The following is a 15,837-nucleotide window of genomic DNA, read 5'->3' on the forward strand; positions in this document are numbered from 1 at the left end:
GACCAGCGGGACGGGATGAGCCGCGCGTATCCAGGAAGCCGGTCGATCCAGCGGACTCTGCTCGTGCCGTGGCTGGGATGCGTCACAAGAACGGGCTGTCCCCGGTCGAACCATAGGTCAGGGTCGCCGGCGAAATGCGGATGCCAGTCAACCGCCTCGGGCGGCGGCGGTGGCAGGGTATCGAGCGCGAGCTTCAGCGCTGCAGCCAGGTCGCGTGCGAGCTTGTCGCGGACCGTCCGAAGCGTCGCGGTGTCGGCCCCCGCCGGCAACTGAAAGGAGAGCGGGCCGCGACGGCCGCGCATATCGAATGGCAACTTGTCTAACGTCGCGCCTTCGAACGCGGTGTTCCACACCTGAATCACCCGGTGTTCGCCCAATGCCTTGTTGGCGTAGCCCATCTCCAAAAGGACGTTCGGGTTGGCACATACCTTGCCGTTCTGCGACGCAGCGATCGGGGTGACATCGCCGACGAACAAGGCCGCCACGTCGATCTTTCGCAGGATCGTTGCGACAATGTCCGGTGTGCCGGCGACACCTTGGGTGTCTGATGTGAGGCTTGGCCGATCCGCTTCCTCAAGGTCGGCCGCCAGAAGCTTGATGGCCTCGTCCAGCGCGTGGCGGATAACGTCCCGCGTGACACGTCCATCGAGATCGCTCTGCCATGACCAGAATAACGTCTTCCCCACGCGCGCTTTTCCCCTGGTCGCCCCGCCACCTTGTAGCTCGCCTTATAAGACCACGTCAAATATGCTTATGTGATAAGTGCAATTATCATGTGTCCACATCTAGCAACGTCGGGACGCGGAAACAAACTGCTGACTTTCGTTTCTCGCTATGCCACCATGCGCCGCGATGGCTCGTTCCGAAATTCTGCGCGCCGACGATGGCCTGTTGCTTCTGGGTCGGCTCGACGGCCGCCTCCAGCACCACCCGTGCACCGATATCTTCCTCGCCCGAGCGCGCCTCGCTGGTGCCGCTACGCTTGCTGGCCTTGCCGGCGTGCCCATTGCGGTCCGGGATCTTGAGGCCTGGATTGCGGGCCGCAGCCCCCCTCCCCGCGCGTCTGAAGGTCTCAACGATCCCGTCTCGGTCGCGGCGATCTTCCACATCGCCCTGGGCTCCGACGACCATGTCGAGGATCCCATCGCCCAAGCAACGCGCAATGTGCTGCGAACGCTCCTCGACGATCGCGCCGAGGCCGAAGCCTATGGCAGCGATGACCTCGCTCACTTTGGCCCCTTGTGGCGCCAGGTCAGGGCCGCAGCCGACACCCCATTCGCGCACAAGGACCTCCGCGCGGTCGCCGAGCGCGTGCTAGAGTTGTCCAGAATTTCGGAGCAGGCATCGCCTGCCGCTTCGGATGTGGTCGCGATCGATGGTCGCTCCTGGGAGCTGCCGCCCCGGGCCCGAGACCGGAACTGGCTTATCGCAACCGCGGTCCCACGCATGCTCCAACGTGCTGGCTTCACGCACCGGATCATTCCATCGCTGATCCTGCTGCCGAAGTTTCTCCCCCCCTCCCCCGCCGAACTCTCGACAGTGATCGGACAAGCCCTTGGGGCAGCCGCCGCGGATGGTCTCCGTGATCTGGCTTCGATCGAGCGGGAGATCGAGAAAAGACGAGGCAACCTCGAGGTCACCAAGCGGAGCAACGCCCCTGCCCTCGCCCGCCTTCTGGTGGCCTATCCGGGCCTGCAGGCGTCGGCCGTGGCCCGCCTTCTCAATATTACCCCACAAGGCGCCAGGAAGCTGCTCGCGGCTCTGTCAGCATCGTCAGACCCAATGCTGGTCTAGGATCGCCTTGATAGCCTCCTCGGCGTCTTGACGGGTTGCCCCGCCCTTGCTCAGAAGGGTCAAGCGAATGCCCTTTCGGTCTGCACCCTCAATCCGGAGCACCGGCTTACCGCCTGCATTGGACACGGTCTCTGGCTTTCCTGACTTCTTGGGGGATCCTGACCTATTGGGGGGGTCTACAGCCACAGTCAGGGCCTTGATCACGTCGAGCACCGGCATGGGATGCCCGCTCTCTTCCTGCGCCTTCGCAAGACGTCCGGCCTCCTTGAACGCACGCTCTCTGCGATCCTCCGGCTTCAGCAGTGCCTTGAGCGCGATCGCGTTGCGGACCCCCAGTTCCTGGGGCTCCGTAAAGGCTCTCGTCAGCTCGGTGGGCAGACGGGCGAGATCAAGGTAACGCGTCAACCAGCTCTCAGAGACCTTCAGGCGTTCGGCCATCGTCTTTTGACGCCCCTCATAATAGGCGTCGAGCGCACGCAGATAATCGCGAGCGCGTTCCAGATCGGTCAGATCGTCGCGGGCACGGTTCTCGATATCCGCAAGGCGAAACGCCTCCTCGTCGCCGATCTCGCGGACGTCGATCAGGAACTTGAATTCCGGATAGTTGTGCGACCGCAGCCAGCTGATGGTCCAATGCCGGCGCGCGCCACATATCACCTCGAAGTCGTAGTCCTTATCCCCCACGACCCGTCGGACGATCGCCGGTATCTCCTGCCGGCCCTGCGCCTTGATGCTTTCAATTAGGTCCTCGCAACGCTGCTCATTGAGCAGGGCATATTCACGGTTATGCCCCGCCCACATGCGGCATCGGGCCGGGTCGACCAGTTCATGGGTGCGTGTCACCACCGCACCTGACGCAAGGTCGGCAAGCCGATTGGCCCTGCCCGTCAAAACGTTCGTTGCAATGCCGGAACGTCGCGCCGGTGCCGCCTCGTTCGTGAGATCGATTCCGGCCGCGAGATCAGCGGCAAAGCCACTGTTTTTCCTGCTCATGTGAGCCTCCCTTCGCTCAGAATTGCACGCGTGCAATTCATGTTTCTACCGCTCACGCCAGCGCCGCTTCGCGCAGCCGCTTCTGATGGCTGGGCCACATCGAGCGGATATCGACCTCGATTTCACCATTGACGCCATCCAGATAGGCAAGGCAGCGGTTACGGACTGCAGAGCTGGTTGCCGGGCCATCGAGCTCATAAACCGTCATCAACCGTGCGGTCGCGTTGTCGATCTCGGCGGAGTCCTTGAGCGGCGTGCGCACCATCGCATGGCCGAACAGCGTCCGCATCAGGTTCAACAGCTCCTTCTGCATCGATTTGTTCTCGTCGACCTTAGAAGCGACAAACCGGAGGAACCGCAACTCAGGCGCCAGACCGCGCTCGGCAAGCTGTTCGATTGTCTCGTCCAGCATTGAGAGAAAGGCAGCTGTCGAGGAGAAATCCATGACCGTCGGAGGCACGGGCACGACCAATGAATTTGCCGCGCGCAGCACTGACAGCGAAATCGCGCCCAAGGCGGGCGGTGGATCCATCACGACCACGTCGAACCGGTCCGAGATACTTTCGATCCCTTCCCTCAACCGATCCAACAACCCCCCGCTGCCGCGGGCCATGCGCGCCGCCAATTCATATTCGGATTGGAACAACCTCAGGTTCGCCGGGATAAGCTCCAGACCATCAAAATGCGTCTTGCGGAGCGCATAATCGAGCGATGTTCGCTCCCCCTCCCGAAGGAAGGGGTAGAGCGTGTCGTCCTCGTCAAGATCGAGGTCGGGCACATAGCCGAACAACGTGGTCGCCGACGCCTGACTGTCACAGTCGATCAGTGCCACGCGGTAGCCGCGGATCGCAAGATATTGCGCCAGATGCACGGCAAGCGTCGACTTTCCCACGCCACCCTTGAAGTTCTGAACGGCGACGACGCAGCATGGATCCTCGGGGCTGCGATACGGCCGTGTCCCAAACACCCCGCGCATGTCATTGAGTTGCGCGAGCGTATATTTCTCGCGCCGATTATTGTCGGTCCGCGTCGCCTCCGGCAGCCGCCCGTCCTTCTCCGCATCACGAATCGCTGCCGCGGTGCGGCCGACGAGCTCGGCGGCCTTGCTGATCGTGAAGGTTGGTTCACGACGATCGTCGCTTCTGGCACTCCGGGCCGAATCCCGCAGCCTTTCCAGGACCGAAGACGTGCGGCTCGCCAGCGTCGCGACGGACACAAGGCGATCGGCTTCTTCTAGTTCGAGACTATTTGACATGCTCCCGCCTTTCGAAATTCAAGGCATGGTATAGACACTTGTGATTTTTGGTCAATAAATTCGCAAATTTCGAAAGTGTGCCCACCATTTCGGCGGGTTTCAGGCGGGCGCGGCCCCTAACCTGACTCGGTGGGGGAGGCAGAAATTGCACGCGTGCAATTTTGACCTAAAGTGCCCGTCCTCTCCGCGTTACCCAGCTCTCGCAGAACCCTTTCCAGGCGGCCGCGAGCTTTACTCCCCGGAGCTTCTCCAGACGGTCGCCCATATGCTCGCGAAATCCGCTAGCGATCATATCGATGTCCCAGCCGCCGCCATGGGCCCGGCCAATTGCCAGCAAATCATCGTGACCAAAGCGGATCGACCCGCGAGGGAAGGTTTTTTCTTCCGGTTTGGTAAGAGCCTTGGTCGGCCCGGCGACGGCCGCCTGCCCTATCGACACCGTCTCAACGGTGCCCTCGCGCCGTTCGCGGCGGCCACCCGAATGACGATCAAGTTCATCGACCGTCTCGATAACCTCCGGTGGGCTTTTCGGATCGAACCGGAATTCGATCTCAGCCACCGTTCGACCCTGCCGGATTTCGCGCCATTCGACGCGAAAATGGGCGAGCTGATCGATCTCCGCTTTCGCCTTTTCGAGTACCTTGCGTCTCAACTGCGCGAAGTCGGTGTAAACCTCAGGCGGTATCCCCAGCGCGGCCCGGAGCGCCGCCATGTCGCCCCGCCAAGTTGCTTGCCTTCGATGGAGACGCAGCGCGCCAAGCTCGTACAGTCGCAACGCATAGTTCGACCTGAAGCCGAGCACTGCCTGCCGGTTCAGTACCGCATATGTCTCTGACGCCTGGATCATCTTTCGGGCGTCGGGGGTAAACTCCCATTCGATCCAACCGGCCTCACCGCCATCCTCTTCGGTTTCCTCCCGCGAACGCGAAATCAGGGAGAAGCGAAGCGTCGCCTTCTTTCCGCGCCAGGATTTGTCATCGACTGCGAACAGCGTACGATGGAGCTCCTCCAACATGTCGGTGATCCGCTCGTTACCCTTGTGCCCGCGGCGAATGTCGGCCTTTCGCATCCGGTGCGGCTTGTCTTCCCAAGCATCACCCCCAGCGGTCAGGATCATGAGGGCAAGTAAACGAGACGCCGTGAGGCTCAGCGACTCGCCTTTGACGAATTTGACTTCGATAATGTTGCCAGGCTTAGCGAATTCATCGCCACCTTTTGCCCGCAAAGCTGCGGCCACGCGCATAGCTCGACCGGGCGAGACTTCGTCGATCGCTGGTTCTACTTCTTCAGCTAATTGGCCTGCTTCGGATTCCATGCCATAGTTCGATCGAAACTGAGTCTTCGGAAGCTGTTTGCTGCCTGACCTGACCTCTTGCGTCAAGTCAGGTCAGGATAGATCGTCAATCATTGCCCCCATGCGGTCAGGATAGATTCCCACTCCTAAACCCGAAAAAGCGAGGAGATTCACCGAGTCGCGGATCACGATCCGACAACGACATAAAACGGCCGTTCTGCCCCGTTCGGTGGATCTATTAGACCCAATTCTACCCGGAACGGCCTGCGATGCGTCCTTCCCCCAAGCAGGTCAGGGTGACCCCCAAACGGTCAGGTATCCTCCCCCGCGAGGACAGGGTTCAGCCCCCGCGCGGTCAGGGAAACTCCCCCGTCAGGTCAGGAAAAAGGCGCTAACAGACTGAGACAGCACGGCTTTTCGCCCGTGAATCTGAATCAATCTGAATTACGAATCCTTCCGCTGCGAGCAGCGGCGTTTTTAAAATGATTCTTTGGAGGAAGATAAGCGATTCGCGCCACGCACTGGAGCGCAACTAGGCCCCCTAAGCCAGCCGAGTATAGAGAGGGGAGGGGGGCCGAGCAGCTGAGCAGGAGGTGCAACCATGCCGCTTACAGCCAAACGGCCTTCCCAAGAACTGGTCAACATCGTCGGAGCGCTCGGGGGCACCTGGAGCGGCTATGTCGCAATGTGTCGATGCCCAGCCCATGCCGACAGCGATCCAAGCCTTTCCATCCGCCAAGGGGACCGATCGATCCTGGTCACATGTTTTGCGGGCTGCCCACGTGACGACGTGCTGCGGGAGCTTGGCCGTATCAGGCCAGGGCAACACTATGCCTATCCAGCACTCGAGCAATCCGGCCGTTCGGCGAATGTCGAGCGCATCTGGGATCAGGCAGTCGAGATCGCCGGTAGCCTCGGTGAGCGCTATCTGGCGCATCGTAATTTACTCCCGCAGCCGCCAGATGTCCGCTTTCATCGACGCTGCCCCTATCTCCCGCGCCCACAGACCGTGTTTCTGCCGGCGCTTCTCATTGCTGTTCGGGAAGCAAGGAAGCTCACTGCGATTCAGCGGATATTCCTCAAGCCCGACGGCACCGGTTATATCCGCAAAGTGATGCTCGGGTCGCCGGGTGCCGGGGCGTGGCGGGGCAGGGCAGGGGGGCCAATCCTTGCGATCGGGGAGGGCTTCGAAACCGCCGAAGCATTCACCCGACTGAACGACATCCCCTGCTGGGCATCGCTCGGCGCCCGCCGGCTCGACCAACTCGTGATCCCCGAGCATGTCACCACCCTCCTGATCGCCGAAGACAATGACGCCGAGGGGCGCCGGGCCGCGCAGAACGCTGTCCAGCATTATGCCCGGCCTGGCCTCGCAATACGCCGCGCACCGCCGCCGGCGAAATTCAAGGACTGGGCCAAGGCGCTCGATGCTCAAATGGATTTGGTGCGAGCCTGAGGCACCGCGAGGCGGTCGAGAGGGGAGGGGGATCGAGAGTGTGATGCTGCCGCGGGTGTGCAGCCACGCAGGAGACCCCAGATGACCGACCTCTTCAAAGCGGCTGATCGTGCCGACCGGCAAGCCGCGCGCCAGCTCCTCTCACGGTTGTGCTCGGGAACGCCGCTCACCCGCCAGCACCTCAATGAAGTGATGGTTTCGGCCTTTGGCGGCTCGGATGCTGAGGGGCGCTGGACCCAACGCGAGAGCTTCGAGGTCCTTGAACACGCACTTGCCCTTTTCATCCGCGCGACGGGCTCCGCGCTTTTGTCGTTTCGCGACGTCTTGCCGATGATCGAACTCGCATGCCGGCTCCCGACGCAGACCGTCCGCAGTGAAGATCAGATCGAATGGCAGCAGTTCTCGACACCCGTCGACATCGCCGCCGTCGCCGTGCTGCTCGCGAACGTCCAGTCTGACGACGTCATTCTGGAGCCCAGCGCCGGCAACGGCCTGCTGGTAGCGCACATTCCCGCGCACCGATCGCTCCACCTCAACGAACTCGACCCGGTCCGCCGTGCCCGACTCAACGACGTATTCCCGGCAGCCATCGTCACCGGCCATGATGGCGCCACGCTGAACTCTTCTCTTGGGGACACCGAGCGCCCGACGCTCATCCTGATGAACCCGCCGTTTTCGCGCTCTCTTGGCAGAGGGACGGATGACTATGCCGCAGTCCGGCATCTGCAGGCTGCGCTCCACCGTCTCCTCCCAGGTGGCCGCATCGTCGCGATCATGCCGGACTGGTTCGGGCCGAGCGCCAGAATGCGCGACCAGTACGAAACCGTGCTCCGCGACGTAACGGTGAGAACCGCGATCCGGCTCGAGAAATGCTACTTGAAGCACGGCACCTCGATCGCGGTCAGGCTGTTCGTCATCGACAAGCTGCCCGGCAAGGCGGCGCCGGCGATTATCCAGCGCTCGTCCGTGGCCGAATTGCTCAATGCGCTCACGATTCCCGAGCGCGCGCCGTCGCGCGCCGACTTGCCTGCCGCCCTTCCAAAGCGTGCGACCGGTGTCTCGATGTTCCGGGCGGTCAAAAGCAGCCGACCGGCACCACGTGCCTATCATGCACCCGTGCGCAACGACGTATTGCCGGTCGATTACGCCAAGCTCGACACGCCTGCCCCTCTACTTGACCAGACCGGCGTTTACCTGCCGTACCGCCCGAGCCGGATCGTCTTCGAAAAAGCGGGCGAGCACCCGACCGCCCTTGTTGAATCCGTCGCGATGGGATCGATCCCGGCGCCGATCCCCGACTATGTGCCGCGGCTGCCTGAACGCACCGTCGCCGAGCGATTGCTGTCGGCGTCGCAGCTCGAGACCGTCGTATATGCCGGTCACGCCTGGTCGCAGATCATTCCCGGCCGCTTTAAGCCCAACAAGGAGGGCGTCGGCCTAACGTTGGTCGACGATGGCGATACATATCGCAAGGGCTTCTTCCTCGGCGACGGAACCGGTGCCGGCAAGGGGCGGCAGATCGCGGCCTGCATTCTCGACAATTGGTTGCAGGGCCGCCGCCGCAATATCTGGGTGACCAAGAATGCGCCCTTGCTCGAAGACGCGCGCCGCGACTGGACCGCGCTTGGCGGCCTCAATGGCGACATCCAGCCCATCTCGAACTGGAAGATCGACGAGCCGATCAAGCTCGATCAGGGCGTCTTGCTCGTCACCTATCCAACCCTGCGCTCTCTGCGCGGCGACCATAGCCGGCTCAAGCAGATCACCGACTGGGCCGGTGCAGACTTCGACGGCGTCATCGCCTTCGACGAAGCGCATGAGATGGGCGGCGTGACGGGCGGTGAGGGGGCTCTTGGTGCGAAGGAGGGTTCACAACAGGGCATATGTGGCGTTCTGCTTCAGAACTACCTCCCTGATGCTCGCGTCCTATACGCGTCCGCTACCGGTGCCTCGGACATCAATAATCTCGCCTATGCCGTTCGCCTTGGCCTGTGGGGACCTGAAACCGCATTCGCCGATCGCGAGCAATTCATCAGCAGCATCCGCAAGGGCGGAATCGCGGCGATGGAACTGGTGGCGCGTGATCTGAAGGCGACCGGTCTGTACATGGCGCGCGCGCTCAGCTTCGCCGGCGTCGAGTACGACATCCTCCAGCATGAGCTGACGCCTGCGCAGATCGAGATTTACGACACTTATGCTGATGCTTGGGCCGTCATCCACCAGAACATGGAGAAGGCGCTCGAGCTGACCGCGGTGGTCGACGGTCTGGAGAATGCGACGCTCAACAGCGGCGCCAAAGCGGCTGCCCGATCACGGTTCGAGTCGACCAAACAGCGCTTTTTCGGCCAGGTTCTCCTGTCCATGAAGCTGCCGACGGTGATCGCCGCCGCTCAGCATCATCTCGACAGCGGGCAATCCGTGGTGATGCAGCTCGTCACGACGGCCGAATCGATTCTCGACCGGCGTCTCGGAGCGCTCAGTCCCGATGAACGGGCGGACCTCGAAATCGACCTTTCGCCCCGCGAATATGTCATTGATTATCTCGAGCGCGCCTTCCCGACCCGGCAGATGCGCGTGTTCACGGACGATACCGGCACGCCACGGTCCCTTCCCATGGACGACGAAGCCGGTAACCCGGTCTACAATCCCGAGGCCGAGGCCGCGCGCGACCTGATGATAGAGCAACTCTGCGCACTGCCTCCGATCATGTCGGCGCTCGATGGCTTGCTCGAGCATTTCGGCCACGATCGCGTTGCCGAAGTGACGGGCCGGACCAAGCGGCTGATCTCGAGCGGCGATGGCCGGCAAAAGCTCGAAACGCGCTCGACCCGGACAAGCCAGGCCGAGGCCGCCGCCTTCATGGAAGGGCGCAAGCGCATGTTGGTCTTCTCCGACGCCGGTGGCACCGGCCGATCCTATCATGCCTCACGCGACGTCGCGAACCAGGAGCAGCGCGTTCACTTGCTCCTCGAGCCGGGTTGGCGCGCCGATCGCGCGATCCAGGGTCTCGGCCGAACGCATCGCACGCATCAGGCCAGCACGCCGTTGTTCCGGCCGGTGACCACAAACTGCAAGGGTGAACTCCGCTTCACCAGCACCATCGCTCGCCGGCTCGAAAGCCTTGGCGCGCTGACACGCGGGCAGCGCCAAACCGGCGGCCAAAACCTGTTCGATCCCGCCGATAACCTCGAAAGCGAATATGCCTGCGCCGCGCTTGTGAGCTGGTTCCACCTGCTGGTCGCTGGAAAGCTCACCAGTGTGAGCCACGCGGACTTCGAGCAGCGGACCGGCCTTGAGCTATGCGACAAGGATGGCGTCATGAAGGAAGAGCTTCCGCCCATCCAGCGGTGGCTGAACCGCATCCTGGCGCTGCCGATCGGACTTCAGAACAAGATTTTCGACGAATTCCTCTCTCTCGTCGAAACACGCGTCTCGGCAGCGCGCGAAGCTGGGCGGCTCGATGTCGGCGTCGAGACGATCCTGGTCGACAAGGCCACCCTCATCGATGACACGCTCCTGCGCACCGATCCCGTGAGCGGTGCCACTTCCCATCTGCTGACGATCGAGATCGAGCATCGACGGGTCCCCGTATCGCTCGAACGCATCCTCCACATCGCAGACGGCGATGCGACGGCTGAGTTCCTCGTCAACGGCAAGTCCGGCAAGGTCGCACTCCAGACGCGGGCCAGGGCGCTGATGGAGGAGAAGGAGGGGACGCCCATTCCGCGGTTCGAGCTGATGCGGCCGACGCGGCGCGAATATATGCGAGAGCAGGAGCTGTTTGAGAGTGCCTGGAGACTCGTCGACCGCGACGCATTCTGCGCGAAGTGGAGCGAGGAGGCCGAGGAAGCCGCCAACAAGATCGATACCGAGACGGTGCGGCTAGCGACCGGTCTTTTGCTTCCAATCTGGTCGGCGCTCCCGAGCGACCACCTTGTCGTCAACCGCATTGCCGACAAGGCGGGCAACAGTTGGCTCGGCCGTCTTGTGTTCGACGAGCATGTCGTCCAGCTCTTCACCAAGCTCGGGATAGACCGTCCCGAGAACATGCCGCCCGCCGATGTGGTGAAATCTGCAGTCTCTGGCCGCGCCGTGGACATCTCTCACCCGTTCCCAATGACGATCCGACGCGCTCTCGTAAACGGCACCCAGCGTATCGAACTGGTCGGCGCGCCGTCCCAGCAACTTGCTTGGCTCAAATCCACCGGCTGCTTCACCGAGGTAATTCAGTATCGCACGAGAGTGTTCCTGCCGGTGCCTACGGCTGCGGAGACGCTTCATCGAATTTTGAACGGATTGGCCTGATCCACGGCCATACACGGCTCGGGACGTCCCGCTTCGCGGCGGCCAAGCGTCCTCTGCCAGAGAGAGGGAAGGGGGAGCGGGGACGGTGTCCGGGATGTGCCGGACGCCAGAAGGAGTTACCCCAGTGATCCAGACCATCAAGCTCAGCAAGCTTCGGCTCTCCCCAATCAACGTCCGCCGGCTCCCGGAGGAGAAATTGCAAATCCCGCAGATGGCGGCCGACATCGAGGCGCGCGGTGTTCTTCAGAATCTGCTCGTCACCCCGGCTAAGAAGCCGCGCGGGACCTTCGAGGTATTCGACGGCGGTCGGCGCCTGCGCGCGCTGCAGCGTCTCGCCGATGCCGGCACGATCCAGGCCGACAATTATGATGTGCCGGTGATGGTGCTGCAGGCCGACGAGGCGACGCTCTCCGAAACCTCCACCGCGACAAACTTCCAGCAGCTCAAGATGACGCCGGCGGAAGAATGCCGCGCGTTCCAGCATTTCATCGGCACGACCGGCGATCTTGACGCGGTGGCCAAGCGGTTTGGCGTCACGCGCCGGTTCGTCGAGGGCCGCCTGCGGCTCGCGTCGCTCGCCGAGCCAATCTTCGAAGCGCTAAGCTCCGGCGAGATCACGCTGGATGTGGCGAAGGCATACGCCTCGACCGAGAACCAGGAAAAGCAGCTTCTGGTGTGGACCAACTACAAGAATGGCTACGTCAACGCCGATACGATCCGCCGCGTCATCGCTAACGAAACGCTCAAAGCGAACGACCCCATCGCCATTCTGGTCGGCGAGACTCGCTATATCGAAGCCGGCGGCAAGGTAGACGGCGACCTCTTCACGGACGGCAATGATCGCTGGGTCAATCCCGAGATCGCGCACCGGCTCGCTGGCGAAATCATGGAGGCCGAGGCGAAGCGGGTCGGTGAAGAAACCGGCCTGGCATGGATCCGTCCGATCGCGAGCAACTACGCGCACAATGCAGCCCACGGCCTCTATCGGGCTGTTCTGCAGCAACCCGACCTGACCGAGGAGCAGATCCAGCGGCTCAACGAGATCGAGGAACGGCGCTCGGAACTCGAGACCGAGATGCTGGACGAATCCCTCACCGAAGACGACTTCAAGCTGCTCGATCAGGAAGACGACCGTTTGATCAGCGAGGCAGAGATGATCGAGAATCGCGCGCCAGTTCTCCCCGAAGAGTTGAAGGCCCATGTCGGGGCGTTCCTGCTTCTCACGCCGCAGGGCGAGATGGTGCTCGACACGCAATACTACAGCGAGCAGCAGATCGTCATCGAGCAGCCCGGCGACGGGGACGATGAAGATGGTGAGGGCGAGGAGCGTTCATCCGGTGGTTTCCGGATTGGCGGTCCGAAGCCGTCCGAGCCGACCTACCGGCCAGAAGTTGTTGCTCCTGGCGGCAAGCCGCTCAGCTCCCGTCTTTACGACGAGCTCGCGACGCAACGCCGTGACATTCTCGCGGCCTGTATCCTCGCCCACCCCGCGCTCGCGCTCGACTATGCGCTGTTCGTGATGGTCGATGCGCGCACCAAGACGCCGGGCCGCTATAGCTATAATTCGACCAAATATGGCTCGACGATCCGCGCCAGCGCACCGCAGGATCCGAACGTCGGCGACATGCCGTCCTCCCGTGCGCGCGACTATCTGGCAGAAGCCCATGAGGGCCTCGATGCCGGCTGGACCGAACATGAGAATGAACTCGATCGCTTCGAAGGCTTCCGGGCACTCGAAGATGACAGCAAGGCCAACTGGCTCGCCTACATCGTCGCGATCTCGCTTGAGGCGAAGCCCGGCATCAGCAACGAGCAGATACCTCTCCACAATCGGCTCGCCGCGATCCTCGAGGTCGATGTCGCCAGCTGGTGGCGCCCGACGTCGGAGAATTTCTTCGACCGGGTGAACAAGGGCAGCATCCTCAGCCTTCTCGACGAGGTCGGCGGTCCCGCGCTCAGCGGCCGACACGCTTCGCTCAAGAAGACCGAGATTTCAGCGAGCTGCCAGAAGCTGTTCGCTGGCGACACGATCGTCGAGCCCGAGGTCAAGGAAGCTGCGCTCGCCTGGGTCCCGAACGCGATGCGGTTCCTCGACGGCCCGCCTGTCGAGGACATCACCGAAGCGGTCGAAGGTGATGCCGATGGGGAGGATGAACAGGCGGTCGTCACGGACGCTACCGCTGAACTGGACCCGCCATTGTCGAAGGACGGTGTCGATACGCCCGAGGCCGAAGACGTGCCGTTAGAGCCGGCCGCCGCCTGATGGACACTTCCGGGGATCGGTGCTGCCGGTCCCCGTCGCTGACTCACTTTTCTCCTGCCAACTGCCCGCCGTCGGTTCGCCGTCGGCGGGTTTTTTGCTCTTAGCTTTGGAGCTGATCGCTATGTCCCCGAAATCGAGGCCGAGCCGCGACGTCGCGGCCGAGATCACCGATCTCATCATCAGGAAGCTCGAAGACGGCGTCCCGCCATGGAGCCGTCCTTGGCGCGTGCAGGGGAGCGGTGGACGTCCGCTGCGCCACTGCGGCACTCCGTATACCGGCATCAATACATTCTACCTGTGGGCCATCGGCGACGCGCAGGGTTACCGCTCGCGCTACTGGATGACCTTTCGCCAAGCCGAGGCTCTTGGTGGGCATGTCCGCCGCGGCGAAACGGGTTCGCTCTCCGTCTATTATTCGAGCTTCAAGAAGACCGAGGCCAACCCAGTCACCGGTGCCGAAAAGGAGCGGAGCATCCGTTTCCTGCGCCATTACATCGTCTTCAACGCCGACCAGATCGACGGCCTGCCGGCGCATTACTACCCGACCTTCGAAGCGCCCACACCGATCGACCCGTCGGCTCATCAGGCAGAGATCGATCGCTTCTTCGGCGCGATCCCAGCGGAAGTCCGTCATGGTGGCGATCAGGCGTTCTTCGCGCCGACGCTCGATTACATCCAGATGCCGCACCAGCGAACATTCCGAACCATGGATCACTACGCTTCGGTTCGCGCGCACGAGACCACGCACTGGACGGGCGGGTCCAAGCGGCTCGCGCGCACCTTCGGTAAGCGCTTCGGCGACAAAGCCTATAGCTTTGAGGAGCTTGTCGCCGAGATCGGCAGTGGTCTGGTCTGCGCGCATCTCGGTCTCCCCAATGAGCTTCACGACAGCCATGCCAGTTATGTCGGCCATTGGCTCGGGATCCTGCGGGGCGACAAGACGGCGATCATCCATGCCGCCTCCAAGGCCGAGCAGGCTTTCAACTACATGTTGGCGTTCGGCACCGATCCGATCGCGTCACAGACCGCCGCCATCCCCGAGGCCGAAGAGCCGCTCGCCAAAGCCGCCTGACCGCCCGCCAATCCCTGATCCGAGGAGACCTGCCATGGGCTGGCTCACAATGTCGCGCTATCACATGGGCGGTCACGCGACCGCCAAGGCGTACCTCGATGCACAGTTCACCTATAGCCGCGAGGTCGATGGCGTCGTTCGCGGCCTGAGGCTGCTCGCCTCGTCGTGTCCGCAGAACCGGACCTATTATGCCGCCGCCCAGGTCATGGAAGACGGGGTCGGCAAGGAGGTTTTTGCCATCGTGTGCAAGGTCATCTGGAACCCGAAGAGCAAGACCGGCGAACATTTCGGTTACAAGGATATGGACGAAACCATGGGGCCTTGTGAGGACAGCTGCCCTACCCATATTCTCGACCTCCTGACGCCCACCGACAAGGAGTACGCGCTGGACTGGCGCCGTCGATGTCGGGCCAATCTGGCAAAGCGCGCCCGGAAGGTCGAAGATGGCGACCGCATCAAGCTTGCCACTGCCCTGACCTTCGCCGATGGTCATGTCGGCGACGAATTCATCGTCGTGAAGCGCGGCCGACGGCTCAGTTTCCGCGATCCCGAGACTCGGTTCGGCTATGCAATCAGCCGCTTCATGGAACGAGACTGGACGGTCATGCCGGTCACGAAGGTTCACAAAACTATATTTGCCTGAGCCGGTTCGTCCCGCTCATGATCGCCATGAAGAGGATCTGTCATGCCTGCCCCTTCGGCCTATCTGTCGCCAAAACGCCACCTGCTCTGCAGCCGAGAGAATGCCCAGCGTGTGGCGTCCAGATTGTTCGACGCGCGCCCGGGCCGGGTCAGCATCGTCCGGACGGACAATCCCCTGCAGCCCTTCTTTGTCTCGCGGTCGCCAGCGCGGGACGCGCGCGTCGAGGTGGAGATCATCTCCTGGTGCGCTCCATGCTCCTGGTGGCCCTCGCAGCTGTCTCCTGCAGCGCGTCTTCCCAGGTAGTGAACGATCGTACCTTGGACGCCCGGGCGAGGGCGCTTGACGGCGATACCGTCGCCGTCGATTTCCGCCTTCTGGGCGTCGACGCCTTCGAGCGCCGACAGATGTGCCAAGGTCGCGACGGCTGCTGGTCGTGCGGCAAGGCTGCACAGGATCTTGTAGCCAAGCTGCTTCGCTCCAAGACGGCGGAGATCAAACTGACAAGCGCCAGCACCTATGGTCGCCCGGTTGCGACCGTCTCCATCGACGGTGACGATCTTGGCGAGCGCCTAATCAGCGCCGGCCTCGCTATTCCGCAAGTCCAATATCTTCGTGGCGATCCCCGTCGCGCTGCTCGTTACAAGGCCGCGTTCGCCCAGGGGAAGGCAAGAAAGGTGGGCGCGCTCGCGGGCCGCTGGACCGAGCCGTCGAAATGGCGTCGTGGCGAACGCCTTCAGTGCGAGCGCCGGAAGGCCGACTAGA

10 protein-coding genes and 1 pseudogene are annotated in these 15,837 nt (G+C 62.6%); 7 read left to right on the forward strand and 4 right to left on the reverse strand.

All coding sequences use genetic code 11. The features are described 5' to 3' along the window. Positions 1-686: pseudogene (locus M2335_RS15925) on the reverse strand (hypothetical protein); the annotation flags it as partial. 166 nt (positions 687-852) lie between these two features. Between M2335_RS15925 and M2335_RS15930 the strand changes: the two are divergent. Then, positions 853-1,794 (forward strand): hypothetical protein, encoded by a 942-nt coding sequence (locus M2335_RS15930; protein ID WP_264595435.1) that lies wholly within the window; start codon positions 853-855, stop codon positions 1,792-1,794. Here the strand turns inward: M2335_RS15930 and M2335_RS15935 are convergent. The 3 genes from M2335_RS15935 to M2335_RS15945 all read right to left on the reverse strand — a co-directional run bounded on the left by M2335_RS15935 (position 1,774) and on the right by M2335_RS15945 (position 5,357). Further along, a complete protein-coding gene (locus tag M2335_RS15935; protein ID WP_264595436.1) occupies positions 1,774-2,787 on the reverse strand; it encodes a ParB/RepB/Spo0J family partition protein in 1,014 nt (337 codons plus the stop codon). The genes M2335_RS15930 and M2335_RS15935 overlap by 21 nt on opposite strands. Positions 2,788-2,839: 52 nt before the next feature. Beyond that, entirely contained in the window at positions 2,840-4,042 is a 1,203-nt protein-coding gene (locus M2335_RS15940) for an AAA family ATPase (RefSeq protein ID WP_264595437.1), read from the reverse strand. A gap of 166 nt (positions 4,043-4,208) precedes the next feature. After that, complete coding sequence (locus M2335_RS15945; RefSeq protein WP_264595438.1) at positions 4,209-5,357, reverse strand: replication initiation protein; 1,149 nt, start codon at positions 5,355-5,357, stop codon at positions 4,209-4,211. A gap of 580 nt (positions 5,358-5,937) precedes the next feature. Here M2335_RS15945 and M2335_RS15950 point away from each other — a divergent pair. From M2335_RS15950 to M2335_RS15975, 6 genes are all read left to right on the forward strand, one after another. Beyond that, positions 5,938-6,792, forward strand: coding sequence for a toprim domain-containing protein (locus M2335_RS15950; protein ID WP_264595439.1), 855 nt, complete (start codon positions 5,938-5,940; stop codon positions 6,790-6,792). 81 nt (positions 6,793-6,873) lie between these two features. Further along, entirely contained in the window at positions 6,874-11,097 is a 4,224-nt protein-coding gene (locus M2335_RS15955; RefSeq protein WP_264595440.1) for a strawberry notch-like NTP hydrolase domain-containing protein, read from the forward strand. Between the two features lie 124 nt (positions 11,098-11,221). Continuing rightward, positions 11,222-13,360 (forward strand): ParB/RepB/Spo0J family partition protein, encoded by a 2,139-nt coding sequence (locus M2335_RS15960; RefSeq protein WP_264595441.1) that lies wholly within the window; start codon positions 11,222-11,224, stop codon positions 13,358-13,360. Between the two features lie 121 nt (positions 13,361-13,481). After that, positions 13,482-14,432 (forward strand): ArdC family protein, encoded by a 951-nt coding sequence (locus M2335_RS15965; protein ID WP_264595540.1) that lies wholly within the window; start codon positions 13,482-13,484, stop codon positions 14,430-14,432. Between the two features lie 34 nt (positions 14,433-14,466). Then, positions 14,467-15,075 carry a DUF6927 domain-containing protein gene (locus M2335_RS15970; protein ID WP_264595442.1) on the forward strand — a complete coding sequence of 203 codons (609 nt, stop codon included), beginning with the start codon at positions 14,467-14,469 and terminating at the stop codon, positions 15,073-15,075. Positions 15,076-15,326: 251 nt separating this feature from the next. Next, the gene (locus tag M2335_RS15975; RefSeq protein ID WP_264595443.1) at positions 15,327-15,836 is read left to right on the forward strand and encodes a thermonuclease family protein; all 510 of its coding nucleotides are present in this window, start codon (positions 15,327-15,329) and stop codon (positions 15,834-15,836) included. Position 15,837 lies beyond the last annotated feature (1 nt).

The organism is Sphingobium sp. B12D2B (genome assembly GCF_025961775.1).
In the GTDB taxonomy this organism is placed as follows: Bacteria; Pseudomonadota; Alphaproteobacteria; order Sphingomonadales; family Sphingomonadaceae; genus Sphingobium.